General features: G+C 71.5%; 17 protein-coding genes and 1 pseudogene. 5 read left to right on the top strand and 13 right to left on the bottom strand.

Annotated features, from left to right (window positions below):
* Positions 1 to 12: 12 nt before the first annotated feature.
* The 6 genes and pseudogenes from ACU6P3_RS30585 to htpX all read right to left on the bottom strand — a co-directional run bounded on the left by ACU6P3_RS30585 (position 13) and on the right by htpX (position 5,392).
* Positions 13 to 903, bottom strand: coding sequence for a helix-turn-helix transcriptional regulator (locus ACU6P3_RS30585; protein WP_447195051.1), 891 nt, complete (start codon positions 901 to 903; stop codon positions 13 to 15).
* Positions 904 to 1,311: 408 nt separating this feature from the next.
* Positions 1,312 to 2,115: an SDR family oxidoreductase gene (locus ACU6P3_RS30590; protein WP_447195052.1), complete on the bottom strand. Its 804-nt coding sequence runs from the start codon at positions 2,113 to 2,115 to the stop codon at positions 1,312 to 1,314.
* Between the two features lie 525 nt (positions 2,116 to 2,640).
* A complete protein-coding gene (locus ACU6P3_RS30595) occupies positions 2,641 to 3,069 on the bottom strand; it encodes an ATP-binding protein (protein ID WP_447195053.1) in 429 nt (142 codons plus the stop codon).
* A gap of 199 nt (positions 3,070 to 3,268) precedes the next feature.
* Positions 3,269 to 3,532 (bottom strand): annotated as a pseudogene (locus tag ACU6P3_RS30600) (sensor histidine kinase); the annotation flags it as partial.
* 296 nt (positions 3,533 to 3,828) lie between these two features.
* A complete protein-coding gene (gene pspAB / locus ACU6P3_RS30605) occupies positions 3,829 to 4,413 on the bottom strand; it encodes a PspA-associated protein PspAB (protein ID WP_447195054.1) in 585 nt (194 codons plus the stop codon).
* A gap of 73 nt (positions 4,414 to 4,486) precedes the next feature.
* Entirely contained in the window at positions 4,487 to 5,392 is a 906-nt protein-coding gene (gene htpX / locus ACU6P3_RS30610) for a zinc metalloprotease HtpX (protein WP_344284668.1), read from the bottom strand.
* Between the two features lie 322 nt (positions 5,393 to 5,714).
* On the opposite strand from htpX, the gene ACU6P3_RS30615 reads away from it, so the two are divergent.
* A complete protein-coding gene (locus tag ACU6P3_RS30615) occupies positions 5,715 to 6,320 on the top strand; it encodes a LuxR C-terminal-related transcriptional regulator (protein ID WP_447195055.1) in 606 nt (201 codons plus the stop codon).
* Between the two features lie 62 nt (positions 6,321 to 6,382).
* Here ACU6P3_RS30615 and ACU6P3_RS30620 read toward each other — a convergent pair whose 3' ends face one another.
* The 6 genes from ACU6P3_RS30620 to ACU6P3_RS30645 all read right to left on the bottom strand — a co-directional run bounded on the left by ACU6P3_RS30620 (position 6,383) and on the right by ACU6P3_RS30645 (position 16,664).
* Positions 6,383 to 8,221, bottom strand: coding sequence for an ATP-binding cassette domain-containing protein (locus tag ACU6P3_RS30620; protein ID WP_447195056.1), 1,839 nt, complete (start codon positions 8,219 to 8,221; stop codon positions 6,383 to 6,385).
* A gap of 146 nt (positions 8,222 to 8,367) precedes the next feature.
* Positions 8,368 to 10,440, bottom strand: coding sequence for an ABC transporter transmembrane domain-containing protein (locus ACU6P3_RS30625; protein ID WP_447195057.1), 2,073 nt, complete (start codon positions 10,438 to 10,440; stop codon positions 8,368 to 8,370).
* 219 nt (positions 10,441 to 10,659) lie between these two features.
* Positions 10,660 to 10,788, bottom strand: a complete 129-nt coding sequence (ramS, locus tag ACU6P3_RS30630) for a mycelium formation morphogenetic lantipeptide SapB (protein ID WP_030740614.1) — start codon at positions 10,786 to 10,788, stop codon at positions 10,660 to 10,662.
* Positions 10,789 to 10,848: 60 nt separating this feature from the next.
* Positions 10,849 to 13,530, bottom strand: a complete 2,682-nt coding sequence (gene lanKC, locus ACU6P3_RS30635; RefSeq protein ID WP_447195058.1) for a class III lanthionine synthetase LanKC — start codon at positions 13,528 to 13,530, stop codon at positions 10,849 to 10,851.
* Between the two features lie 270 nt (positions 13,531 to 13,800).
* Entirely contained in the window at positions 13,801 to 15,189 is a 1,389-nt protein-coding gene (locus tag ACU6P3_RS30640) for a glycoside hydrolase family 6 protein (protein WP_447195059.1), read from the bottom strand.
* Positions 15,186 to 16,664, bottom strand: a complete 1,479-nt coding sequence (locus tag ACU6P3_RS30645; RefSeq protein ID WP_447195060.1) for a cellulose binding domain-containing protein — start codon at positions 16,662 to 16,664, stop codon at positions 15,186 to 15,188. The genes ACU6P3_RS30640 and ACU6P3_RS30645 overlap by 4 nt, the downstream gene beginning before the upstream one ends.
* Positions 16,665 to 16,918: 254 nt before the next feature.
* On the opposite strand from ACU6P3_RS30645, the gene ACU6P3_RS30650 reads away from it, so the two are divergent.
* From ACU6P3_RS30650 to ACU6P3_RS30665, 4 genes are all read left to right on the top strand, one after another.
* Complete coding sequence (locus tag ACU6P3_RS30650; RefSeq protein WP_447195061.1) at positions 16,919 to 19,876, top strand: glycoside hydrolase family 48 protein; 2,958 nt, start codon at positions 16,919 to 16,921, stop codon at positions 19,874 to 19,876.
* 331 nt (positions 19,877 to 20,207) lie between these two features.
* On the top strand, positions 20,208 to 21,845 hold the full coding sequence (locus ACU6P3_RS30655; protein WP_447195062.1) for a M4 family metallopeptidase: 1,638 nt from the start codon (positions 20,208 to 20,210) through the stop codon (positions 21,843 to 21,845).
* A gap of 159 nt (positions 21,846 to 22,004) precedes the next feature.
* Entirely contained in the window at positions 22,005 to 23,510 is a 1,506-nt protein-coding gene (locus ACU6P3_RS30660; RefSeq protein ID WP_447195063.1) for an MFS transporter, read from the top strand.
* A 137-nt stretch (positions 23,511 to 23,647) separates the two neighbouring features.
* Positions 23,648 to 24,709 (top strand): glutathione S-transferase family protein, encoded by a 1,062-nt coding sequence (locus ACU6P3_RS30665; protein ID WP_447195064.1) that lies wholly within the window; start codon positions 23,648 to 23,650, stop codon positions 24,707 to 24,709.
* A 37-nt stretch (positions 24,710 to 24,746) separates the two neighbouring features.
* Here the strand turns inward: ACU6P3_RS30665 and ACU6P3_RS30670 are convergent, their stop codons facing one another.
* The gene (locus ACU6P3_RS30670; RefSeq protein ID WP_447198133.1) at positions 24,747 to 25,871 is read right to left on the bottom strand and encodes an MFS transporter; all 1,125 of its coding nucleotides are present in this window, start codon (positions 25,869 to 25,871) and stop codon (positions 24,747 to 24,749) included.
* Positions 25,872 to 26,078 lie beyond the last annotated feature (207 nt).

Raw genomic sequence — 26,078 nt, forward strand, 5'->3', positions numbered from 1 at the left:
GACGTTGGAATATCAGCTGAGCCCTGGAATCTCGGTCGCCGGCCTCTCCTGGCCGGCCGCCCACGACACCAACAGGGCCAGACCGTCCGCGGTCGCCGTGCCGGCGGGCGCGGTGTAGACGTTCAGGAGCAGGCCGGGTTCGGCGGGCAGCTCCATCGACTCGACGTCCAGGTCGAGCCGGCCCACTACCGGATGGTGCACACGCTTGCGTCCGGACCGGTGGAGCCGAACGTCCTGAGATGCCCACCGCTGCCGAAATAGTTCACTGCGTGTTGATAATTCACCGACCAGGGCGATCAGCTCCTCGTCGTGCGGATTGCGGCCGGCTTCCATGCGTAGCTTCGCGGCCACATCGCGAGCGATTCGGTCATAGTCGACGAAGAACGTTTTTGCCGCTTCGGGATCCAGATACACGAACCGCGCGGTGTTCGCCGGCCGTCGCGTGTCGGCCAGCACCGGTGAATACAGCGCGCGGGCAGGTTGATTCATGGCCAGCACGTCATAACGGCCGTTGCAAATCCAAGCCGGCGCATCGGTGATGGCGTCGAGCACCTGCTGAAGCGCCGGACGCACCGTCACGGTGGGGCGCCGGCGCCGTGGACCGCCGGACGCCCTGGACTGCCGCGCAAGGTGGAACAGGTGATCGTGCTCGGCCTCGTCAAGTTGCAGGGCAGAGGCCAACGCGTCGAGCACCCCGTCGGAGGCGCCGGTGAGGCTGCCGCGCTCCATACGCACGTAGTAGTCGACCGATACCCCTGCCAGGAGAGCTACCTCTTCGCGACGCAGACCTTTGACCCGGCGGTTGCCGCCGTAGGCGGGCAGTCCGGCCCGCTCGGGCGCGATCCGCGCGCGACGCGAGCTCAGGAACTCCTTGATCTCAGTGCGCAGATCGATCGTGGCCACCCCTTCACCATAGGCCCTGTCCGCGGGTGAAGGGAGGTACTGCTGGTACCCCGACGGCTACGCACCCCCTCACACGCGGCATGCGCCCAGCGTCGTAGCAGGAAAAGGCCCGCGTCGACACGCGTGATGTTCGCCGAGGCCGTCCGCGGGGCGACCGCGGCGCGGGTGCCGCCCAGCCACGCGGCGGCCGGCCTGGACAGGGCGGTGTGGGGGCACCAGGCCCTGGCACGCGCGCTCGCGGCGTTGGCCACAAGCCCAGGCAGCTCCTTCTCCGAGCTCTCAACTCCGTTCGAGCAGGGGAGACCCCATCCAAGGGCTTCCGGCCGCCTTGCGATCACACGCACCGCAGTGACGTCAGCCGCTGCGCGGCGGGCGCTTCTTGACGGGCAAACCTTGCCGGTCGCGGCACTAGGTACCTGATGCGGTCGTGGCGATGCCGCCGTCGATCGGGATGATCGTGCCCGTGAGGTAAGCTCCGGCCCGGCTGGCGAGGAACACGGCGATCCCTGCCATGTCGTCGTCGCGGCCGAGCCGGCGCAGAGGGGCCTTCGCCGTGATCGTGTCGCCGATGGCATCGAGCGTGGCCGCCATCATCTGCGACGGGAACGGTCCTGGGGCTACCGCGTTCACCGTGACGTGCTGTGGGCCCAGTTCTCTGGCAAGGACTCTGGTGAGTTGATGGAGTGCCGCTTTGCTGCTGGCGTACGAGTAGTTGGGCGACTCGGCGACGTGGATGGCGGCGATACTGCCGATATTGATGATCCGCGCGGGATCATCTGCGGTGCCCGCCCTGCGAAGTGCCGGGAGCAGCGCCTGCACCAGCCAGAACGGCGACTTGAGGTTGACGTCGATCACTGCGTCCCAGGCCTCGTCCGGGAACGTCTCCAGCGGCTCGCGCCACATCGCTCCCGCGTTGTTGACGAGGATGTCCAGGCGTTCCGAGTCGACCTTGACAAGATCAGCGAGGCGCTGACACTCGTCGTACCTGGACAGGTCGGCCGGGATTGCTTGAACGTCGCCGAATTCGGACAGTAGATGCTGTGCCTCCGCGCACGTGTCTGCCTTGCGTGAGCTGATAATGACGCGGGCGCCCGCCTGCAGAAGGCCGCGCGCTATCATCATCCCAATTCCCCTGGTGCCGCCAGTGACAAGTGCGTACTTCCCACTCAGGTCGAAAAGGTCTGCGTGAGTGGTGAACTGGTTGTCCGCCATTGGTCTTCGTCCCTCCTGCCGTGGAAGCATGTGCTGACACGGTCGCGCGTCCGGTGCGGCTGACTTGAACTGATGGGGGGTAAAGCTGCGGTGCGTGTCCATGGAGTGTTGTCGGCGCTTTCGTTCCGAGCGCCTGGGACGGGTTCTCGGGCGGCCGCCGTGCGCGCCTCCCGTGGATCCATTACTTCTCCTCTCTGTAGCTGGGAGCCGACCCAAACAGGTTGACGGGCGTCCTGGACGTCTGGGAGACCCTGGTGATACAGGTACTGTGAGAGCCCCCCTGCACGCCTCGGCGACCAGCAGTGCCACCAGCGGGCCCGGCAGGCCGGCCATCCTGGAGGCGCCCTCGGAGACGTGCGCTCAACCGCGTCCGCCCGCCCTCGTGTGGGACGACGACCTCGACCTTCGCGTCCGGCCCGGCCTCGGCCGTCCTGTCGGCCATCTGCCGCCACGCCGCGTCCGGACTCCCGGTCGGCTCACCCCCACCGGCCCCGACGGGCCCCGGCATTGCGGGTCCGGGCGAACTCAGGTCTGCTCCGTCACCAGTTCGTTTCGCGTGGCGGTGTGCTTCCTCTCTCGCAGGAGGGCGTAGCTCATGGGGCAGAAGACGACCGCGAGGAGTACGGCCGAAGAACCCGCCGTGCCGAGGTCGAGGCCGCCCTTGGCGATGGGCTTGGTGAGGAAGTCGCCGGCGGCGCGGGCGAGCCGGATGGCCAGCGGGAGCCCCAGCCCGGCGCCGTCGTGGCCGTCGTCGGGACGGGCTCGGTGGCCCGGCTCGAAGATCGCGTCCCGGACGGTGTCCGGTACGCCCGGCCCGTCGTCGCCGATGACGGCCCGGACACCGCCCCGCGGCCCCGGTGCGCACTCCACGGTGATGCTCTCCGCGGCGTAGCGGCGGGCATTGTCCAGCAGCGGGGCGAGGATCCGCTCGGCGATCTGCGGGGAGACGCCCACGACCAGAGCGGATTCCTCGCCGGTCAGGTGAACGGTGAATCGGTGGGACGTCCGGTTGGTCCGGGGCGTCGCGGGCGACGGGGTCCCGGACGAGCGCCGGGAGCTCGCACCGGCCGGGGGCCTGCCCGGTGCCCCGCGTGCGGGCTTCGGCCAGTAGCGTCTCGCAGATGGCGCGCATGCGGTCCGCTCCCTCGGCTATCGCCTCGATGGACTCGTTGCGTTCCTCGGCGCCGCGCTCACGGGCCAGCAGCCAGTCCGTCTCGGCGGTGATCCGCGCCAGGGGTGTGCGCAACTCGTGGGAGAGCTCCGAGGCCGGTTGCTGTTCGTGGCGGAGGACGGCAGCGAGCCGGTCGAGCAGTTCGTCGAGGTTGCCGGCGAGCGCGTCGAGCTCCCCCGCGCGCGGTACGGTGCCGAAGCGGCGGCCCGTGTCGTGGTCGCTCCACTCGGCCGCCTGGCGGGTCATCTCGGTCACCGGCCGCAGGGCGCGCCCGACCGTGGCGCGGCTCACCAGGTACACGCCACCGAGCAGCAGCGAGCAGCAGCAAGGCCAGCCCGGTCGAGCCCACGAGAGCCGATTGCGCGGTGTGCCGGTACGGAGCGAGGTCCACGGCGGTCACCACGGTCCCCACCTGATGCCCATCGGCACGGATCGGCCGTGCGTACAAGCGCGTGGTGGGCGGATCGCCGGTCTCCTCGAAGACGTCATGGCGGCCGGCCAGTCGAGTGCCTTTCGGGTTTCCTCCGGGGGCGGTCCGGCCGTCACAGGCCCGGCGCGCCCCAGACCGGGAACCAGCGGGCCAGATCCGGTTCGATCCGCAGGTCGTTCCCGAGCAGTGCCCTGACCTGGAGTTCCCGCTGGCTGTCGCGCTTCTCGGCGCCGCCGGGGACGGGGGCGAAGGGGTAGAAGGAGCCCCGCTTGTAGAGGTAGACGAGGGCGAGCCGCCGTCCCTCGTCGTCCCGGAAGCCCAGCAGTGAACACAGCAGCTGTGGCCCGAATCCCCCGTCCTGGAGCAAGGTGTTGACCGCGTGCAGGTCATTGACCAGGGACGCCGTGTCCTCGGGGGACCTGCGGACCAGCAGCCAGGTGTAGCCGTAGCCGTCCTGGCTGAATTCGACCGGGTGCCCGCCCTGCCCGGCGCTCGCGTCGAGCAGGTCCCGCACGTCCTGGCGGACGCGTGCGAATCCGCCGCCCTCCACGCCCGCGAAACAGACCGAGCCGAGCCCGGTGGGCGTCAGCCCGGCGCCGGCCTGGAGCGTGAGCGCGGCGGACGGCAGGGCGAAGAGCTGGTCGAGATCGGGGCGGACCGGTTTGCTGCGGCCGAGGATGGCGTCGAGCAGACCCATGGGGCCTTCCTCTCGTGTTGTACGGGGGGACGGGCTCGTACGGGGAGCGGGCCGTGTCAGCGGGTGGCGGGCGTCACGGCCGGGCCAGCTCCTCGGAGATACGGGCGAGCTGGTCCAGCCGCTGCTCCAGCGGCGGGTGGGAGGAGAGCAGCCGGCTCAGGCTCTCCTTCGAGGAGAACGCCGGTACGAAGAAGAAGGCGTTGTACGGCTCCGCCTTGCGCAGGTCCTCCGTCGGGATCCGCGCCATCTGGCCGCTCACCTTGGTCAGCGCCGAGGCGAGCGCCGAGGGGCGGCCCGTGAGCAGGGCGGCGGTCCGGTCCGCGGAGAGCTCGCGGTAGCGGGAGAGCAGCCGGGTCAGCAGGAAGCCGATCACGTAGACGACCGCGCTGACCAGCGGTATCAGCATGATCACGATACCGGCGGGGCTCGCGTTCTGATTGCTTCTGGACAGTCCGCTGTACAGCGCGATCCGGGTCATCAGCCCCGCGAGTACACCCAGGAACGAGGCGATGGTCATCACGGCGACATCCCGGTGCGCCACGTGTGACATCTCGTGCGCGAGGACGCCTTCCAGCTCCTCCGGCTCCAGCCGGCGCAGCAGGCCGGTGGTCGCGCAGACCAGGGCCGTGCGCTCGCTGCGGCCGGTGGCGAAGGCGTTGGGTATGTCGCTCCGCGCGATCGCCACCCGCGGCTTCTCCATGTCGGCCAGCGCGCAGATCCGGTCGACGGCGCCGTGCAGCTCGGGGGCCTGCTCGGGCGTCACCTCGTGCGCCCCCATGCCGAAGGCCGCGATGCGGTCGCTGAACCAGAACTGGGCGATGAACAGACCGCCCGCGACGATCAGGATGATCGGCCAGGCGTGGTTCAGGACCGCGAGGAGGACACCGACCAGGACCACGTAGAGCAGACCGATCAGGAACATGGTGGTGACCATGCGCGTGGTCAGCCCACGGTCCGGGGTGTAGCGGGTTCGTGTCATCGTCGGCCTCCCGTGCCGCTGCTCCTGAGTTAATTTTCCTCCGTTTCCGTCGAAACGGTACAAGTGGCGAGAAGTGGGGGCGAAGGGCGCGGTCGGGCCTCCGGGTGGCTGGATCCCCCGGTTGTGTGGCCGGAACTTTGGGGCGCATGGAGGCGCACTGCTGTACGCCCGGCTCACAACCTTCTGGAAAGTGACGCGTGTGCTGCCCTGAGCCGGGGTTCTTCGTGTATTACAGAACGGTGACGCGTGTGCGAAGGAGGTAGAACAGGGTAAACGAGTTCAATGCTCTGCAGGAAGTCGGCGGTATGAGGGGGGTAGGGCCATGATCCGGGTCCTGGTGGTGCACAATGGGGGATTGATTCGCTCGGCTCTGGTGGCGCTGTTGCGCTCCGAATCTGCGTTCGAGGTGTCATCGGGAAGTGGGCGTACGGGATTCCGTGCGGTGCACGGCAGGACGCCGGATGTCTATGTGGCCGACATCGATTGTCTTGATTCCCTCGGAAGAGTGTGCGGAAAGTCTGTCGGCCGGGGTGACCTGGCCCGTGACCCGGCGCTCCTCGTCCTGGCCGGCGCCCGGAAGCCCGGCGCTCTCCGCAAGGCCTTTGACGCGGGAGCCCTCGGATACATCAACAAGGACGGGGAACCGCAGAGATTAGTGGAGGGTATCCACAGAGTGGCGAGAGGCGAGAGATTCATTGATGAATCACTCGCTTTCGATTTTCTCCAGGCGGCGGAGATGCCGTTGACGCCTCGGGAACTCAGCGTTCTCGCGCAGGCCGCCGAGGGGGCTTCGATCGAGGAAATCGCGAGGTCGCTGCATCTGTCCAAGGGAACGATACGCAACTATCTGGCGGCCGCGATACGAAAGGTCGGCGGACGGAACCGGTTGGACGCTGTTCGGATATCCCAAGGCGCCGGCTGGCTGTGACACGACACGACACGACACGACACGACACGACACGGACCGCCGCGGCACCGGGCCGGTCCGTGTCAGCCGTCCTGCCAGTGACCCGCCAGATCACGGTAGAGCGGGGACACGGCCAACAGCTCGTCGTGCGTACCGTACGTGGGCCTCGTCCCGTCCAGGACGAGGATCCGGTCCGCCCGGCGCGCGGACGACAGACGGTGCGCGACGACGATCAGCGTCCCCGGACGCGCGGCCAGCGCGAGTTCGACGCGCTCCTCCGCGGCCGGGTCCAGATGGCAGGTGGCCTCGTCGAGGACCAGGAGCGGCGCGGACGCCACATGGGCCCGGCACAGCGACAGCAACTGGCGTTCGCCCTGGGACAGCCTGGCGGGCTCGACCGGGGCGGTGAGCCCGCCGAGCCGGCCCACCAGTTCCTCGGCGCCCAGCGCGGTGACGGCGCGACGCAGCTCGTCGTCCGGCACCTCGGGGCGCAGGTACGCCAGGTTGTCCCGGACCGTACCGCTGAAGACGTACGCCTGCTGCGGAATCAGGACGCGCAGGGCCGCCAGTTCACGGGCGTCCCGGCCCGCCACCGGTCGGCCCGCCAGCAGGACGGATCCGCCGTCCGGAGCGAGCAGCCCCGCGAGGACCCCGGTGAGGGTCGACTTGCCGATGCCGCTCGGCCCCACCACCGCCACGTGCTCGCCCTGGTCGACCAACAGATCGAGACGGTCGAGGACCGGCGGCGCGCCGGGGCCGTACGCCAGGGTCACATCGCGCACCTCGGCGGCGGGCACCGGCCGTGAGTCCGAGCCCGAGCCCGAGCCCGAGAGGATCGGCAGGGACGCCGGTCCGGTTCCCTGCCCGGCGACCGCGACCCGCTCGGTGACCGCGGGCTGCCCGCCGGCCCCGGCCGACGGGGTGGCCGGGAGCGGGGTTGTCCCCCCGTCCGTGCCGAGGCCGGCGGCCTCTTCGCCCCGTACGGGATCGCCCGGAGACCGGTGTGCTGTGCGGGCGCCGTCCTCTCCGGCCGCCGGGTCCGTGAACCGGTCCAGTACGACCAGCAGCCGCGTCCCGGCCGCCCCGAGCGCCGTCATCAGGGTGTGCAGGGCGGGCAGCAGCGACTGGACCAGGTAGGTCAGCGCCCCCACCAGCGCCCCCGCGGTGACCCCTTGCCGCACCAGCCACGGAGCGGTCACCAGCAGCAGGAGCACCGGGGACTGTCCGGCCACCCCCAGCGCCAGCGTGCGCACGGCCGCCCAGCGAGCCAGCGCCCGCGCCGCGTCGGCCCCCGCGTCGATCAGCTCTCCCGTACGCTCCGCCGCCCGTGCCGAGGTCCCGCACGCGGCGATGTCGCGCAGCCCCGCGCCGATCGCGCCGACCCGGTCCGCGAGGGCCTCGTCGGCCGTCAGGTACGTGCGCTGGGCGGCGGCCATCGGCGCCAGCGTGGCCAGGAACAGCAGCAGGCCCAGCGTCAGTGGCGGCAGCACCACCAGCAGGAACCGTGGCGCGAGGGTGAACAGCCCGGCCAGCGCCCCCACCGCCGTGAAGACGAAGGACCGGGCGGTGAGGACCAGCCCGGCGAAACTGTCCCGCACGATCTCCGTCTGATGCGTCAGCCGGGAGACGGCGCCGGCGTCCGCGCGGGCCGGATCGGTGATCGCGCCGTGCAGCGCCCGTTCCACGGCCCGGCGCACCAGAGCGTCCCGCAACGGCTCCACCAGCGCGGCCAGTTGGCCGAACACCCCGCGCAGCAGCGGACCACCGGCCAGGATCGCGGCCGCCGCCACGGCCAGCCAGGCCAGACCGAGCCCCGTACGTCCGGCCAGGAACCCGCCGTCGAGCGCCCGCGCCACGCAGTAGCCGCCGAGGAAGGTCTGGGCGGACTCCAGCAGGGACCAGCCGGCCAGCCGGTACAGCACCCTTTTTCTTCGGCCGAGGAAGCGACGGCCCGGAGGCAGAACGCGGCGCAGCGCCCCCTGCCCGGCACTCCGCCCGGCGCTCGGGTCCGCGGACCGGCCGGTGTCCGGCCGGGCGGGCCGGCTGCCGGGTCGCGGTCCGGCGGCGGTCACGGCTCCGTCCCATCCGTCGCGGGGGCGGGGCGGCCCGCGGCGCCGGGCACGGGCGCCGACGCCGGAGCCGGTCGCGGTCCGGCCGCTGACGCCGGAGCCCGGCCCCGGCCCCGGCCCCGGCCCCGATCTCGATCCCGGGACCCGCCCTCGCGCTCCCCCTGTGCCCTGCCCTCGGCCCGGGCACCGCCTTCGGCCCGGGGTGCGCCCGCTGCCTGGTCCCGGTCCGCCGGCGGCCCTGGTGTGGTGAAGATCCCGCGGTATTCCGGATCCCGCCACAGTTCCGTATGCGGCCCCACCGCGCGCACCCGCCCGTCCTCCAGCCAGATGACCAGGTCCGCCCGCGCCGCCGAGGACAGCCGGTGAGCGACGACCAGCCGGGTGCCCGGGCGGACCTGCCGGGCCAGGGCCCGTTCCACCTGGCGCTCGGTCACCGTGTCCAGGCTGGAGGTCGCGTCGTCGAGGATCAGCAGCCGGCCGGCCCGCGCGAACGCCCGGGCCAGGCCCAGCCGTTGCAGCTCGCCCCCGGACAGCGGGGCGTGCGCCGGGGGAGTGGCGTACCCCTTCGGCAGCAGCCGGACGAACGCGTCCGCGCTCGCGGCCCGCGCGGCCGAGCGCACCACGCTCTCCGGGATCCGCCCGGGGCCGTCGGCCAGGGCCTCGGCGATCGTGTCACCGAACAGCACCGGGCGTTCGAAGGCGTACCCGACCTCCCGGCGCAACGGAGACCGGGCCACGGTCTCCAGGCGCACGCCGTCCAGCAGGACCTGTCCCTCGTCCGGATCGGTGAGCCGCCCGGCGACGGCGGCCAGCATCGACTTGCCCGCGCCCGACCGTCCCACCACCGCCGCCGACGCGCCGCCGGGAATCCGCAGCTCCACGTCGGACAGCAGCGCCCGGCCCTCGCGTACGACCGTGACGCCCCGCAGTTCGAGCGTGCCGGGGCCATCGGGCGGCAGGGACCCGGTCCCGTACGCCAGGGCGGGCAGCGCGGCCGGTCCGGCGGTCCTGCGCGCCGCGGACCGGCTCCGTACGAGGGTGCCCAGCAGCCCCGCCACCGCTCCGACCCCGGCCGCCAGTGCCGCGTACCGGGAGACCGCGAGCAGTTCCCCGACGCTGATCCGGCCCGCCGCCACCCGCAGACCGCCGACCGCCAGAACGGCTGTCGTCAGCAGCGGCATCAGCACACCGCCGCGGGCGACCGCCCGGCCGTGCACGAGCCACATCCGCCGGCCCTGCGCGGAGAGTTCGGCGAGCGGCGCCAGGATCCGGGCGCGCTCCCGCCCCTCGGCTCCGGCGGCGGCGATGGTACGCGCGCCGTCCAGCGCCTCCAGCAGCCGGGCGGCCAGGTCCGACTGCACCCGCTGGTACCGCGCGACGCTCTCGGAGGAGTCCCGGGTGAAAGCGCGCAGTACCAGCACCAGCAGGGGCAGGCCGACGAGGAAGGCGACCGCCGTCCACACGTCGATCAGGAAGAGGGCGACGAGCGCGCCGGCCGGCGCGAGCAGCGAAGCGGCCAGAGCGGCCACGGTCACGGGCGCGTTGCCGGCCTCCGTCGCGTTCGCGGACAGCCGGGTCGTCAGGTCGCCGGGGGAGAAACGGGCGCCGTCCTCGGGGCACGCGTCGAGGACGGCCCGCAGGCCGCGGACGCGCAGCCAGGCGGTCGAACGCGCGGCCACCGTACCGCTCAGCCAGGCCACCACCGCGTCCAGGAGCACTTCCGCGGTGATCACGACGGCGCAGACGGTGAGCCAGAATTTGGCGGAGTCGTCCCGGCCGAGCAGCAGGTCCAGGGTCCGGCCGAGGAGCGCGGGTGCGGCGAGCGCCGCGGCGGCCGACGCGGCGGAGCAGAGGAACACCGCCGAGGTACGGCCCGCGCTGTGCCGGGCGGCGCCGAGCAGCAGGCTCGTACCCGTCGGTGGGCCCGTGGACCCGGAAGCGGACCCGGAGGCGGAAGCGGAGGCGGGAGCGGGGGGCGGCTCGGGGCAGGCACCGGGCGCGAACTCGGGCGCGGGCCGGGTTTCGGGCGCGGACGCCCGCGAGGCCCGGTTGCCGCGACGGGGGAGCACCATCGGAAAGCGGTCCTCCTCGGGGCCGGGGGAGACGAGGGCCGGGACGGGTGGCGCGGACGCGCGGGAAGGTCCCGGGCGGCGAACCGCCCGGGACCTCCTTGTCAGGCGTCGATGTCACGGCGTCGCCGTCACGTCGTCGGCGTCATGCCGTCGACGCGACGACGCCGTGCCAGGACACCGGCGACGTGCCAGCGGGGACACGTCGCCGACGTCACGACGTCAGTTACAGGTGGTGACGCTCAGGCTGCTGTCACCGCAGAGCAGCAGGCTCGCGCGGCTGCCGGTGGCGACGTCACCCGTGGCCTCTTCCTTCGGGGTCTCCATCGACTGAAGCTCGAGCAGGTTCATGGTGTTTCCTCTCTTGTGGGGACGATGTGTTTCGGTTACGGCTCCCGGTGGGAGCCGGCTCTAGGGCCGCCTGAGCGGCGGCAGGAACGGCAGGTGCGCCGTTCGGTCGTGCGCGGCGGCGAGCGCCAGGAGACAGCCGGCGGTGCCGGTCGACAGGTCCATGGACAGCCGCATCATCTGTTCGCCGGGAAAGGCGAGATGGCCCTGGTACGTCATGGCGTGCCAGGAGAGGGCGTCCATCTGCCGCCGTACGTCCGCCTCTTGGGTGCCCGGGCCGCCGGCCGTGGTGCGGCTGAGGTAGAGCACCATGCCCGCGGCGCCGCGGAAGAGGCCCGGCTGTGCGTAGAAGGTGGCCTGCGCCGCCCGGACGATCTCACCGCGCGCCCGCTCGAACTCCTCGTCCGGGCGGTGCGCGAGGTAGTCGTCCAGCACCATGCCGATGCCGACGCTGCCCGCGCCCAGGTACGGCATGGTGCGCCAGCCCTCGTCGACCTGGAGGGTGCCGCCGGCGCCGTGCCTGCACCGGGCCAGGTCGCGGCGGAGCGCGACGGCGGCGAGGTCGAGCAGCGCGGTGTCCTGGGTGCGCTCGTACAGACGCAGGAACAGCAGGGCGGTGCCCGAGGCGCCGTACAGCAGCCCGGCGCGTGGCAGACCGTCGGCTCCGCGCGGCATTCCGCCGACCTGCCCCGCCACGTCACCGTCGGCCGGGGTACCGGAGACGGCGGAAGCCGCCCGGTCCGCGCAGCGCAGTGCCGCCTCGTGCAGCCTCCGCTCGCCGGAGGCCGCGGCGAGATCGCTCAGCGCGAGACCGAGTCCGGCGGCACCTCCGTGCAGGTCGGGCGGCAGTTCCCGCCATGCCTGACGTAACGTCAAGTCGACTAGGTCCAACGCCTGTTCGCGATGACCGAGACGGTCCAGGGTCCAGGCCACACCCGCCAGGCCGTCGTAGAAGCCGAGCGGGGTCCCGGGGGCCGGGTCCTTGGCTCTCAGCAGCAGCCACTCCTCCGCCGGACCGTGCCGGCCGGCTCCGCTCCGCTCCAGCGCGTACAGCACGCCGGCCGCGCCGTAGCCGAACGACAGGCCACCGCCCGCCGTGCCGAACTGGGCGATGTCGCCGGGGAAGAAGCGGTCCTCGCGGTCGGGTGAGGCGGAGGCGAGGACGGCCCGCGCCATGGAGTCCCGGCTGCGCGGCCACGCGCCGGGCTCGACGGGCAGATACGGAACGCCCGTGGGGGCGGCCACCGTCCTCGTCCCGGCCGCCCCGGTTCGCGTACCGGCCGATGCCGATGCCCCCGCTCCGGCTCCGGCCACCGCCGGCTCCCGGCATATCTCGGCGACGGCCTCGTCCAGGAACGCCCGCTCCACCGGGAACTGGCGCGCGATCACCTCCGCGAGGTGTTCCGCCTTGCCGCGGTCGATGGCGAACAGGCTGGTCAGCGGGATGAACAGGGCGAGCCGCAGGCACGCCAGCGCGTACCGGTCGACGTCGAGGCCGCGCCGGTCCGCCGGGGCCACGAACGCCGGGTTGGCCACGGTCTGCCGGCCGCCCCGCTCGGCGGGGGCCGCCGCCTCGAAGTCGAGCAGCACCACCGACGACTCGTCCTCGGACACCATGATGTTGAACAGGTGCAGATCGTTGAAGACGACACCACGCTCGTGCACCGCCGCCACGGCCCGCTCCACCAGACCGTGGATCCTGAGCGCCCACGCCGTGTACTCGGCGAGTCGCGCCGGGTCCGGATCGGCGTCGATCAGCGGGTGCCGGCGGGCGAAGAAGGTGTTGAGCGGCTTGCCCTCGATGTGTTCGAGCACCAGGAAGCGATGGCCGCCCAGTTCGAAGCTGTCCCGCACCTCCGGGGTGCAGGCAAGGCCCGACAGCCGTTCCAGCGCGTCCTGTTCCCGCTCCAGCCGGGTCACCGCGTCGGCTCCGTCCGCGGCCAGCCCGGCGTGCGGTCTGGCCTCCTTGAGGACGACCCGCTCGCCGGTTCCGGTGTGGTGTCCCACATAGACGCCACCGCCGTTGGAGAAGTGCAGGGCACGCTCGATGGTGTACGGCATGCCGGTGACCGTCGTGGCGTTCCGCGCGTCGAGGTGCGGCCGGAGGAAGTCCGGCGGGGTCACCCACTCGGGTATCCGGAACACCGGGCCCCGGAAGTCCGGTACGAGCCTGCCCTCGGCGTTCTCCACGGCCGGGCGCAGTTCGCCGTCGGCGTCGTAGCAGTTCCGCCGGGTGAAGCTGCCGTAGCGCAGGTGCACGGGTCCCTCGCCCCAGCGCAGGTCGCTCAGGATGTACGGTCCCGGCTCCCCCGTCAGCAGCGCGTCCAGCTCCGCCGCCACGGTGCCGCACCGCTCGGTGTCGGCCGGGTAGACGGTGATGAACTTGCCGCTGGCCGCCCGGTCCGCGTACTTCGCGTTGCGGGTGTGCAGCAGGTATCCGCTCGGCACGAACTTGAACGCGAGCGAGCGGGGGACGCAGTAGTCGATCACACGGTCCAGTACGGACTCGGCGTTCCTCAGAGTCGCCGACACATGGATCTTCCAGCCCTGGGAGGGCAGTCGCGCGTCGAGCGGACGCCAGGCCAGCCAGTCTCCCGTGCGGTGCGCCTGCCAGCCGGCGGGCGCCGGCCGCCGGGCGGCCTCGTACTGCTTCTCGCGGCCCGTGCCGCCGGTGGAGGACAGGCGGTGCGGCGCGTCGTAGAAATGCCGGTCGGCGTCGCAGAACACTGCGTACCCCTTGTTCACTACGCGCTCCCTCGGCCGGTGACTGCGCCAACCGTGTCATGGCGGCCGAAAGGCGAGACAGTCGCCGATGTCACCTCCCTGTGATGGACTACGCACGAGTAACTCGCTCGAAAACACGCAGAAACGCGCACACATGGAAGGGCCGGTGGACAGGAGTGTCCACCGGCCCCCGCGGGTGCCTGCCGCGGCCCTGCCGGGAGGGCCGTTCATGAGGGGCGTACTCCTCCCGGCGAGGTCCGCCCGGTCGCGCGGACCTCGCCGGTCGCGGAACTACAGCGCCGGGTAGGCGTTCTTCATCAGCTCCTGGAACTGGGCGGAGAACCAGTCACCGGAGAGCGGCGCGTTGGGCAGCGCGCCGGACATGTTGTTGTTGTTGCGCGGGTTCCCCGTGTAGGTCGGGTCGCACATCCGGTCGAATCCCTTGCCCTGGTCGTTCGGGATCTCCCGGCTCGCGCCGTCGGACTCGCCCGGCGGCTTCATCCAGACGTACGCGTCGATGCCCGCCGCGGGCGCGGCCTTGGGCCGTTCGCCGAGCCCGGCTCCGGACTGGTTGCACCAGTTGCCGAGGTGGATCCGACGGTCGTACCGCCCGCCGTCCACATACGTGTCCACACTGGTCTGGGCGCCGGGTCCGGAGGGCCGGGCGGACCCGCCCCACCCGTTGCGGGAAGTGTCGATCAGCATGCCGACGCCCGAGGGGAAGCCGACCTTCACCGCTTCCTGCCGGAAGGCCTGCGCGAACGACTGCTCGTCGACGTAGCGGTTCCAGTCGACCCACTTCGACTCACGCACGGACTTGCCCGCGATGTTGTCGTTGATGGTGAAGTTGTTCTCCTTCGTCGCGCCGTAGTTGGCGGTGTTGACGATGAAGCCGTGCACGTTGTCGACCGTGCTGCCCTCGGCGGTCGCGGCCTGCTTGAATATCTGGGCGGAGGCGTTGAAGTTGTCGTCCCAGCCGATCCAGCCGTGGTGTCCGGCGTCCACGTAGTTGTAGACGTTGCCGATGGCGCCCAGCTTGTTCAGCGCGTAGCCGACGCCCTTGATGTAGTTGCCGTTCGCCTTCATCACGTCGCACTGCGGGGTGACGGTGGGCCGCGGGGTGACGTTGGTGACGAGGTTGGGCAGCGAGTCGATCTCGACCGTCGTCACGATCCGCAGGTTCGCGTACTTGCTGTCGGCGAGGATGGCGGCGATCGGGTCGATGTACTGGGTCTTGTAGCGGTCGATCTCCGTCGGGCCCAGCTCGCCGTTGGACGCCAGCGCCGAGCAGTCGCGTCCCGGCAGGTTGTAGATGACGAGCTGGACGACGAACGCCCTGCCCGCCGCCTGTTGCAGCGCCCTGTCCAGGTGGGCGCGCAGGCCCATCTTGCCGCCCGCGCCCTGGATGGCGGCGATCCGGTCCAGCCAGACGCCGGTCGGCTGGTTGGAGACGCGGCTGCCGCCCGGCTCGGCGGCGGCCTTCGCGGACCACTCGGGGTTCACGTACACCCCGGCGCCGACGTAGGGGTTGTCGACCTTGGCGGCCGGCGCGGCCACGGCGGCGGCGGCGCCGCCCGGCGAGGTCACCATGCCCGCCGCGGCGGCGATCAGCGCGCAGGCGCCGAGGAACGCCGTTCGGGTGTGCCGTGTTCGCCGTGCGGGGGTGTGGATGCGGCTCATGACAGTCCCTTCAGATGGTCACGTAGTCCTACGCCGAAGGAGGTCGGCGTACCGTTGTAGTCGCTGATCAAGGACGGGCCCGAAGAACAGTCCCAGGTGTTCCAGGTCCAGCCGAGGTACGAGGCGCCACGGGCGTCCAGCCACGCCATGACGCGGTCGATATAGCCGTGCGAGCAGGTGTTCTCGCCGATCTCACCCGCCACGAACGGCACCTGGGCCGCCACCGGCGCGAGCTGTTCGTTCCAGCAGCTCTCGCTCGCGCAGACGTTGAAGTTGTACGTGTGCCAGGCGGCGGCGAGGTTGCCCGCCGGGTCGGTGGGCCGGTACTCCGGCCACTGGCGCATGTCGTTGGAGTACGCGATGCCCGGGACGAGCACCAGGTTGCCGGCGCCGGTGGCCCGCACCGCGTTCACCAGCGACTGCATCCCCGCCACCGGGTAGTCGATCCCCGGGCAGGTGCCGCCGTCGCGCCAGCAGGTCCAGGCCGCGGTCAGGTTCGAGGTGGCCCGGTCCGGGAACGGCTCGTTGAACAGGTCGAAGACGACCGCCGGATCGTTCTTGAACGTCTGGGCCACCGACGTCCAGAAGGACGGCGTGTACCGCGCGTTCGGCATCGGTTTCTGACACGTCGCGTACTCGGTGTCCGGACAGTGGCTGTCACCGCCCGTGTACTTCCCGTTGGACCAGTGCAGTTCGAGGATCGGTGTGATGCCGTGCGCCTCCAGCCGCGCCACGAACTGCTTGACCGCCGTGATGTAGTTGGCGCCGGCGTAGGCCGGGTTCACATGCGACAGGCCCAGCCAGCACTCCTCGTTGAGCGGCACCCGGACGGCGTTCACCTTCCAGTCCGCGATGGCCTTGACGGACGCGTCGTCCACCGGGCCGTCGAAGACGCCGTAGCCCTGGACGCACATGAACTCGCCGCCGGAGCGGTTGACCCCGAGCAGCCGCCGGGTCGCCCCCTTCTCGTCCACCAGCTTGTTGCCGGACACACGCAGCTTCGGGGGCGCGCCGCCCGGCGACGGGTCCGGGGGCGGCTCGTTCGGGTCGGTCGGCCCCGAGTCCCCGGTGCACGCGCTGCCGTTGAGCGTGAACGCCGTCGGTGCCGGGTTGGACCCCGACGTGGCGGCGGTGAAGCCGGCGCTGACCGAGCCACCGGTGGCGATCTCTCCGTTCCAGCTCTCGTTGACCGCGGTCACGGTCTTCCCGGACTGGGACCACTTCGCGCTCCAGCCCTGGGTCACCTTCTGGCTCCCGGGGAAGTCGAAGGCGAGGGACCAGTTCTCGAGCGGTGTCCCGTGGTTGGTCAGCGTGACGCTGCCCTGGAAGCCGTTGCTCCACTGGCTGGTCACGCTGTACTCGACGGTGCAGGAAGCCGCGGTTCCCGACGCGGAGCCCTGCGGTACGAAGGCGGTGGCCGCCATGGCCAGGGCCACGGCGGCCACCAGCGCTCGCAGGCGCGGTGGTGGTCGCATGGAGCGACTCCTCGGTGGCCAATACGCCGCCTGGTGCGGCGTATGACTGATGGAAGCGCTCCCACTGGTTCTGTTCGACGGTAGCGCCGAAGTGGCGTGAGTCAACACCTCGGTTGACTTCTTTTATCGGTGATGTCGTCCGGACGTGGGTCGTGTTCAAACTCTTGACACCTTCGCGGGCCACCCCGACGCTTGGGAGCGCTCCCACTGGTTCGCCCCCACACCCGCACCGAACCGCGAGGAGGACCACCCCCATGCCCGCCTTACGTGGATCCCCGCCCGGGGCACTGCCTCCGCCGAGACGGCCGGGCCGGCCGCGCGGAGTCAGACGGCTGCTGACCGCCCTGGTGGCCGCCCTCTCCCTGCCGCTGGCGCTTAACGCCGGCGGCGGCGCCCCCGCCCACGCCGCCGCCGTCCAGTGCGGTGTCGACTACAAGACGAACGACTGGGGCTCCGGCTTCACGGCCGAGCTGACGATCACCAACCGAGGCACGGAGGCCGTCGACGGCTGGAGCCTCACCTACGGTTACGCCGGCAATCAGACCCTCACCAACGGCTGGAACGGCAGCTGGTCGCAGTCCGGGAAGACCGTCACCGTCAAGAACGCCTCCCACAACGGGAGGATCGCGCCGGGAGCCGCCGCCACCACCGGCGCGAACTTCACCTACAGCGGCGCGAACACCGCCCCCACCGTCTTCTCCGTCAACGGTGTGACCTGCGCCGGAGCGCACCAGCCACCACTGACCGTGCTGACCAGCCCGGCCCCCGGCGCCGTCTTCGCCGCGGGCGGCACGATCCCGCTGGCCGCCACCGCCGCGGCCGCGGACGGAGCGGGCATAGCCAAGGTCGAGTTCTACAGCGACACCACGCTGCTGGGCACCGACACCTCCTCGCCGTACAGCTTCGACTACACGAACGTCCCGGCCGGCGATCTCTCGCTGTACGCCAAGGCGTACGACGGCCAGGGCGCCGCCGCCGAGTCCACCCCCGTCGGCGTACGGGTCACGGCGGGCCCGTCCCTGGTCGCGAGCCCGGTCCAACTGGGCGTCCAACAGGGGAAGACGGGCACGTTCGGCCTGAAGCTGTCGACGCGGCCGACCGCCAATGTGACGGTCACCGTCGCCAGGACCGCGGGCACCACCGGGCTGACCGTCGCCTCCGGCGCCGGCCTCACCTTCACCCCCGCCAACTGGGACACCGCGCAGAACGTGACGATCGCCGCCGCGGCCTCCGGCACCGGCACCGCGACCTTCACGGCGACCGCGCCCGGACAGACCAAGGCGGAGGTGACGGTCACCCAGCTGGCCGCCACCGCCGGGTACGACGCCAAGTTCCTGGAGCTCTACGGCAAGATCACGAACCCGGCCGCGGGCTACTTCTCGCCCGAGGGCATCCCGTACCACTCCGTGGAGACCCTGATCGTCGAGGCCCCCGACCACGGTCACGAGACCACGTCGGAGGCGTACAGCTACCTGATCTGGCTCCAGGCGATGTACGGAAAGGTCTCCGGGGACTGGTCCAAGTTCAACGGCGCGTGGGACATCATGGAGAAGTACATGATCCCCACCCACGCGGACCAGCCCACCAACAGCTTCTACAACGCGTCGAAACCGGCCACGTACGCCCCCGAGTGGGACCAGCCCTCGCAGTACCCCTCCCAGCTCAACCCGGGCGTCTCCGTCGGCAGGGACCCCATCGCGGGCGAGCTGAAGAGCGCGTACGGCACCGACGACATCTACGGCATGCACTGGATCCAGGACGTCGACAACGTCTACGGGTACGGCAACGAGCCGGGCACGTGCGAATCCGGACCGGCCGCCCAGGGGCCCTCGTACATCAACACCTTCCAGCGCGGCCCGCAGGAGTCCGTCTGGGAGACGGTGACGCAGCCGACCTGCGACGGGTTCAAGTACGGCGGCAAGAACGGGTACCTGGACCTGTTCACCGGCGACGCCTCGTACGCCAAGCAGTGGAAGTTCACCAACGCCCCCGACGCCGACGCGCGCGTCGTGCAGGCCGCCTACTGGGCCTCGGAGTGGGCCAAGGAGCAGGGCAAGGGCAGCCAGATCTCGGCCAACGTCGCCAAGGCGGCCAAGATGGGCGACTACCTCCGCTACGCCATGTACGACAAGTACTTCAAGAAGATCGGCAACTGTGTGGGTGAGACCGCCTGCGCCGCCGGCACCGGCAAGGACAGCTCCCACTACCTGCTCTCCTGGTACTACGCCTGGGGCGGCGCCACCGACACCTCCGCCGGCTGGTCCTGGCGCATCGGCTCCAGCTTCGCGCACAGCGGGTACCAGAACCCGATGGCCGCGTGGGCGCTGAGTTCCTACCCCGACCTCAAGCCCAAGTCCGCCACCGGGCAACAGGACTGGACCACCAGCCTCAAGCGCCAGCTGGAGTTCTACCGCTGGCTCCAGTCCGCCGAGGGGGGCATCGCGGGCGGCGCCACCAACAGCTGGGCGGGACGCTACGCCACGCCCCCGGCCGGCTCGTCCACCTTCTACGGCATGTTCTACGACGAGGCCCCCGTCTACCACGACCCGCCGTCCAACCAGTGGTTCGGCTTCCAGGCGTGGTCGATGGAGCGCGTCGCGGAGTACTACAACAGGACGGGGGACGCCGCCGCCAAGACCGTCCTGGACAAGTGGGTGAAGTGGGCCCTGTCCAAGACCACGGTCAACCCCGACGGCAGCTACCTGATCCCGTCCACACTCCAGTGGTCCGGCAAGCCCGACACCTGGAACGCCGCCAGCCCCGGCGCCAACGCCGGACTGCACGTGACGGTCGCGGACTACACCGACGACGTCGGCGTGGCCGCCGCGTACGCCAAGACCCTCTCGTACTACGCGGCGAAGTCCGGTGACGCGCAGGCGAAGAGCACCGCCAAGGCACTGCTCGACGGCATGTGGGACCACCACTCGGACGCCCTGGGCATCGCGGTGCCCGAGACCCGTGCCGACTACAACCGGTTCGACGACCCCGTGTACGTACCGAGCGGCTGGACCGGGACCATGCCGAACGGCGATCCGATCGACTCCAGTTCCACCTTCAGCTCGATCCGGTCCTTCTACGAGAGCGACCCGGCCTGGTCCAAGGTCGAGGCGTACCTGAAGGGCGGCGCCGCGCCCACCTTCACCTACCACCGCTTCTGGGCCCAGGCGGACATCGCGCTGGCCCTGGGGGCCTACTCCGACCTCTTCGAATAGCAGGCCGGCTCCGGCGACACGCCGACGCCCCTCCGGCACCCGCCGGAGGGGCGCTCGGCGTTTCGCCCCGTCCGGGTAAAGCCAGTTGATGCCGTTTTTGCTTAGTCGAACGGACAACACACGGTCAAATTCTGGTATTCGAACTATTCGAACCTGACCCATCGGTGTCAGTCTCTGGTCGGCTCACCGCGCGTAGAAGGCGCGCAGGGCCCCCTTCATGACACACGCACAGCTCAGCACGGCTCCGCACTCCCGGGCGGCGGCCCCGATCGGCGCCGCCGCTTCCCCACACGGAGCCGCTCACCGGCGGCCCGACACCCTTGGAGACTGAGTGAGACTCGTAGCGTCCTCCCCCCGGAAGAACTCCTCCCGCACGCACGCCGCCCGGCTCGCGGCACTGGTCGCCTCCGCCGCCATGGTGGTCGTGGGCGTGCAGGCGCCCCTGGCCGGCGCGCAGTCCGGCACCGACCGCGCGAGCGGCGCCACCGCGCTCCTGCTCACCCCGGGCCAGCGCGCGGCGGCCATCGCGTCCGCCCAGGCGGACAGCGCCGCCGAGGCCGGGGCCCTCGGACTCGGAGCCCGGGAGAAGCTCGTCGTCCGGGACGTCGTCAAGGACGCCGACGGCACGGTGCACACCCGCTACGAACGCACCTACGCGGGTCTGCCCGTCCTCGGCGGCGACCTGGTCGTCCACCGGGCCCCCTCCGGGACGCGCGGCGTGACCAGGGCCACCGACGCCCGGATCACCGTGGCCGGGACCGACGCCGAGGCCGGCCCGGCGAGCGCGAAGCACACCGCCCTGAAGGCCGCCGCCGCGGCACGGACCACCGACGCCACCGCCGACAGCGCGCGCAAGGTGGTCTGGGCGGCCTCCGGCACACCCGTGCTGGCCTGGGAGACCGTCGTCAAGGGCGTCCAGGCCGACGGCACCCCCAGCGAACTGCACGTCGTCACCGACGCGACCACCGGCAAGGAACTGTTCCGCGACGAGGCCATCCACACGGGCACCGGCACCGGCGACTACAACGGCAGCGTCACCCTCGGCACCACCAAGAGCGGCAGCACCTACAACCTCACCGACAGCGGTCGCGGCAACCACAAGACGTACGACCTGAACCAGCGCACCTCCGGCACCGGCACGCTCTTCACCGACGCCGACGACGTCTGGGGCGGCGGACGTCAGAGCGCCGGCGTCGACGCCCACTACGGTGCCGCCGAGACCTGGGACTTCTTCAAGAACGTGCTCGGCCGCAACGGCATCAAGAACAACGGCGTCGCGTCCTACTCCCGTACCCACTACGGCAACAGCTACGTCAACGCCTTCTGGGACGACAGCTGCTTCTGCATGACCTACGGCGACGGCTCCGGCAACGCCAACCCGCTCACGTCCATCGACGTGGCCGCCCACGAGATGAGCCACGGCGTCACCTCGAACACCGCGAACCTGAACTACAGCGGCGAGTCCGGCGGCCTCAACGAGGCGACCAGCGACATCTTCGCCACCGCCGTCGAGTTCTACTCCGGTACGCCCAGCGACCCGGGCGACTACCTCATCGGCGAGAAGATCGACATCAACGGCGACGGCACCCCGCTGCGCTACCAGGACAAGCCGAGCAAGGACGGCGCGTCCAAGGACTACTGGTCCTCCGGTCTCGGCGGCATCGACGTGCACTACTCGTCAGGACCGGCCAACCACTTCTTCTACCTGTTGTCCGAGGGCAGCGGCGCCAAGACCATCAACGGCGTGAGCTACAACAGCCCCACCTCCGACGGTTCCAAGGTCACCGGCATCGGCCGGGACAAGGCCATAAAGATCTGGTACAAGGCGCTCACCACGTACATGACATCGACCACCAACTACGCCAGGGCCCGCACCGCGACGCTCAGCGCGGCGGGCGACCTCTACGGCACGTCGAGCGCCGAGTACAAGGCGGTCGGCGCCGCCTGGACCGCGATCAACGTGAAGTGACGGGCTGACGGCCCCGTGGGCCGACCGGCACAGTTCCGGCACGAAGGGGGACGGGCCCGCCGCGTGGTGCGCGGCGGGCCCGTCCTGCGGCGGGGGAGCGGCACGCGTGTCGGCGCGGAGCCGATACCTTCCCCGAACCGGGGCACTAGGGTACGAACCATGCCACGGAAACCGGAGCGGGACAGGGGCGTCCCGGCGGACGGTGCCCCAGGGCCGGGCGGCGCGGGCGGCGAGCCCGATCCCCGGCGCTGGAAGGCGCTGGCGGTGTGTCTGGTGGCCGGGTTCATGACCCTCCTGGACGTTTCCATCGTCAACGTCGCCCTGCCCTCCATCAGGCAAGGACTCGCGGCCCCGGAGTCCGATCTCCAGTGGGTCGTCTCCGGCTACGCCCTCGCCTTCGGACTCTTCCTCGTCCCGGCCGGGCGGCTGGGGGACGCCCGGGGCCGGCGGGCGGTCTTCATGGCGGGGCTCACGCTGTTCACTCTCGCCTCCGCGGCCTGTGGCCTGGCCCAGTCCAGCCTCTGGCTGGTGGTCGCCCGGCTGGTGCAGGGCCTCGCGGGAGGCATGGTCTCCCCGCAGATCTCCGCGCTGATCCAGCAGATGTTCGCCGGACACGAGCGGGGGCGCGCGTTCGGCATGTTCGGCACGGTGGTCGGGTTCTCCACGGCCGTGGGTCCGCTGCTCGGCGGTCTGCTGATCCAGGCGGCCGGGGCCGAGGAGGGCTGGCGGTGGGTCTTCTACGTCAACCTCCCGCTGGGCGTGGTCTGCCTGCTGCTCGCCCGCCGGCTGCTGCCGGACACCCCGTCGGCCACCCGGGTCCGGCTGCGCGACCTGGACCCGTACGGAGTCCTGCTGCTGGGAACCGGGGTACTGGCCCTGCTGCTCCCCTTCGTCCAGGCCCAGCAGTGGCACGGCAACGCCAAGTGGCTGCTGCTGGTGCTCGCGGCAGGGCTGCTGGCCGGCTTCGTCAAGTGGGAGTCCCGGTGCCGGCCGGGCGGGACGCAGCCGCTGCTGAACCTGGGACTCTTCCGGTTCCGTTCGTTCTCGCTGGGCTGTCTGCTGATCCTGCTCTACTTCGCGGGATTCACCTCGATCTTCTTCATCACCACACTCTTCCTCCAGAACGGACGGCACTACACGGCACTGGAGGCCGGACTGGCCATCACCCCCTTCGCCCTCGGCTCCGGCGCGGCGGCCGCCCTCGGCGGCCGGCTGGTCACCCGGCTGGGCAGGCCACTGGTTGTCGTCGGGCTGGTGATGGTGGCGGTCGGTCTGGGGGCCACCGTGCTGGCGGTGCACCTGGTGCCGGGGCGCGGCGTCGGATGGGCGATCGCGGCGCCGCTGCTGCTGGCCGGACTGGGCAGCGGCCTGGTCATCACGCCCAACCAGACGCTGACGCTCGCGGAGGTCCCCGTGCCCCTGGCGGGCAGCGCGGGCGGCACCCTCCAGACCGGTCAGCGCGTCGGGTCCGCCGTCGGGATCGCGGCGGTCGGCTCCGTCTTCTTCGCCCGGGTCACCAGGGAGGGCTGGGCGGGGGCGTACGACGACGGGCTGATCGTGGCCGTCGCGTTCGTGGTGGCCGCGCTGCTCGTCGCCCTGGCCGACGTCGCCGTGGGGCACCGACGGGCAGCGGGCGCCTCCCGCGGGCCGGCCTCTCCGGGGTGAGTCTCCGGGGTGAGGGCCCTTACCCGACCGGACGGGACCACGGGCGACCTGACACGGAGCGGGCCCCGGCCTGGGACATCCGTCCGGTTCGGGGAAGGCTGAGACCGTCGAGCGCAGCACCGTAAGGAGTACCGACGATGAACGACCCGAAGGAAAACCGCTCCGTGGACAGCCGCCCCGAGGACGGTGCCCCCGACGGCAACGAGAGTTACGGCCGCAAGCCCTTCAAACGATCGAAGAGCCACTTCGCCGACCGCGTCACCGCCGACGGCGGGGACGGCTGGCCGGTCGAGCCCGGCCGCTACCGGCTCGTCGTCAGCCGTGCCTGCCCCTGGGCCAGCCGCGCTGTGATCTCCCGGCGGCTCCTCGGCCTGGAGGACGCCCTCTCCCTCGCCGTCGCCGACCCCGTCCAGGACGACCGCAGCTGGCGCTTCACCCTCGACCCGGACGGTCGGGACCCCGTCCTCGGCATCCACTTCCTCGCGGAGGCCTACGACGCGCGGGAGACGGGCTACCCGGGCGGGGTCAGCGTGCCCGCGATCGTCGACGTACCCAGCGGGAAGCTCGTCACCAACGACTTCCAGCAGATCACCCTGGACCTCGCGACCGAGTGGACCGCGCTGCACCGCCCCGGTGCGCCCGACCTGTACCCCGAGCCGTTGCGCGAGGAGATCGACGAGGTCATGGAGGGCGTGTACCGCGATGTCAACAACGGTGTCTACCGCGCCGGGTTCGCCTCGGGACAGCGGGAGTACGAGGAGGCCTTCCGCGATGTCTTCCGGCGCCTGGACCTGGTCTCCGAACGGCTCGTGGACCGGCGCTACCTGGTGGGCGACACCATCACGGAGGCGGACATCCGGCTGTTCACCACGCTCGTGCGCTTCGACGCCGTCTACCACGGCCACTTCAAGTGCAACCGGTCGAAGCTGACCGAGGACCCGGTGCTGTGGGCGTACGTGAGGGACCTGTACCAGACGCCCGGCTTCGGTGACACCGTCGACTTCGACCACATCAAGCGTCACTACTACCAGGTGCACACCGGCATCAACCCGACGGGCGTCGTGCCGCTCGGCCCCGATCTGTCCGGCTGGCTGACCCCGCACCACCGCGAGGAGCTGGGCGGCCGGCCGTTCGGGGACGGCACCCCGCCGGGCCCGGTGCCCCGGGGCGAGGAGGTCCCTGCGGCCGGACGGCCCTGAGGCCCTAATGGTCGGCGGCGGGGGCGGCGGCCCCGGTTCAGCCCCCGGCCGGCGGCCTGCGCAGGACGTACAGCCCGACGCAGGCCGCGAGCACCGTCACACAGAGCGCGAAGGTCATGCCGGCACCCCGCAGCCCCAGCCCGAGCGTCAGCGCGCCGACCCCGACGACCGGCAGCGAGATCCCCAGGTAGGCGACGACGAAGAAGGCGGAGATCGTGCCGCCCCGCTGCTCCGGCGGCGCCGCCCCGCTCACGGCGGTCAGCCCCGCGCGGAAGGCGAGCCCCTGGCCGAACCCCCCGCACAGCGCGCCCGCCACGAGCAGTGGCAGCGACTCCACCAGCAGCGAGGAGCCCACCAGCACCAGTCCGGCCACCAGGATCAGACAGCCGCCGGGCAGCGCGGCCCGCGCGCCCACCCGCGCCGTCAGCGACTGACCCGCAGTCGACGCCAGGAAGGCCGAGAAGACGATCGCCCCGGTCACGGCCAGGTCGTGCACGTCCAGGGTCCGGGCCACGAAGGACGGCGCCACCGCCGTGAACAGCCCCAGCAGCGAGAACCCGGCGAACGCCGCGAGCGCCGACGGTCCGAAGACCCCCCGTACCCGGGGCGGTACCACCATCCCCTGCGGCCTCAGCCGGAGCCGGCGGCGTGGACGGCGGACCGTCTCCGGCAGGAACCAGGTCACCACGGACGCCGCCAGGACCAGCGCCAGATGCGTCAGGAACGGCAGTTTCAGCGGCCAGGGCGCGTACTGGGCCAGTAGACCCGACAGCAGGGGGCCGCAGCCGAGGCCGCCCATGTTGGCGGCCGTCGCCGCGAAGGCTGCCCGCGCCTCGCGCCCCGGCCGCCCCAGTTCCAGTACCGCCGCGGTCGCCGCTCCGCTGAAGAGCCCGGCGGCGAAGCCGGACAGCAGGCGGCCCGCGAACAGCGCGGGGAGCCCGCCCTCGAACAGGAAGCAGAGCGCACTGGCCGCGGACAGCGCCAGCGCGCACAGGAGCACAGGGCGTCGGCCCACCTCGTCGGAGAAGGTGCCCGCGAGCAGCAGGACGGCGATGACGCCGAGGGCGTAGACCGCGAACACGACGGTCACCATCAGCTCGGAAAAGCCCAGTTGCTGCCGGTAGAGGCCGTAGAGCGGGGTGGGCAGGGTCGTCCCCGCCATGCCGACGGCGAAGACGCCCGCCGCAGCGAGGTAGCCGGGGTGACGGCGCCCGCCCCCGCCTCCGTCCTCGTTCGTGGTCTCGTCCCGGCCTCCACCGCCCCCGCCGAGCCGGGCGCCCCCGCCCGCACCGCCGTCGGCGTCCGCGGCGCCTTCTCCGCGGCGGTCCGCGCCGCCCGTGCCCGCGCCGTCCTCGCCTCGTCCGTGACC

It is taken from the genome of Streptomyces hebeiensis, from assembly GCF_052983195.1.

Coding starts and splice junctions, on each gene's coding strand:
- ACU6P3_RS30660 (WP_447195063.1), top strand. CDS start 22,005: ATGCCACGGAAACCGGAGCGGGACAGGGGCGTCCCGGCGGACGGTGCC.
- ACU6P3_RS30615 (WP_447195055.1), top strand. CDS start 5,715: ATGATCCGGGTCCTGGTGGTGCACAATGGGGGATTGATTCGCTCGGCT.
- htpX (WP_344284668.1), bottom strand. CDS start 5,392: ATGACACGAACCCGCTACACCCCGGACCGTGGGCTGACCACGCGCATG.
- ACU6P3_RS30645 (WP_447195060.1), bottom strand. CDS start 16,664: ATGCGACCACCACCGCGCCTGCGAGCGCTGGTGGCCGCCGTGGCCCTG.
- ACU6P3_RS30590 (WP_447195052.1), bottom strand. CDS start 2,115: ATGGCGGACAACCAGTTCACCACTCACGCAGACCTTTTCGACCTGAGT.
- ACU6P3_RS30670 (WP_447198133.1), bottom strand. CDS start 25,871: ATGGCGGGGACGACCCTGCCCACCCCGCTCTACGGCCTCTACCGGCAG.
- ramS (WP_030740614.1), bottom strand. CDS start 10,788: ATGAACCTGCTCGAGCTTCAGTCGATGGAGACCCCGAAGGAAGAGGCC.
- ACU6P3_RS30650 (WP_447195061.1), top strand. CDS start 16,919: ATGCCCGCCTTACGTGGATCCCCGCCCGGGGCACTGCCTCCGCCGAGA.
- ACU6P3_RS30640 (WP_447195059.1), bottom strand. CDS start 15,189: ATGAGCCGCATCCACACCCCCGCACGGCGAACACGGCACACCCGAACG.
- ACU6P3_RS30665 (WP_447195064.1), top strand. CDS start 23,648: ATGAACGACCCGAAGGAAAACCGCTCCGTGGACAGCCGCCCCGAGGAC.
- pspAB (WP_447195054.1), bottom strand. CDS start 4,413: ATGGGTCTGCTCGACGCCATCCTCGGCCGCAGCAAACCGGTCCGCCCC.
- ACU6P3_RS30625 (WP_447195057.1), bottom strand. CDS start 10,440: ATGGTGCTCCCCCGTCGCGGCAACCGGGCCTCGCGGGCGTCCGCGCCC.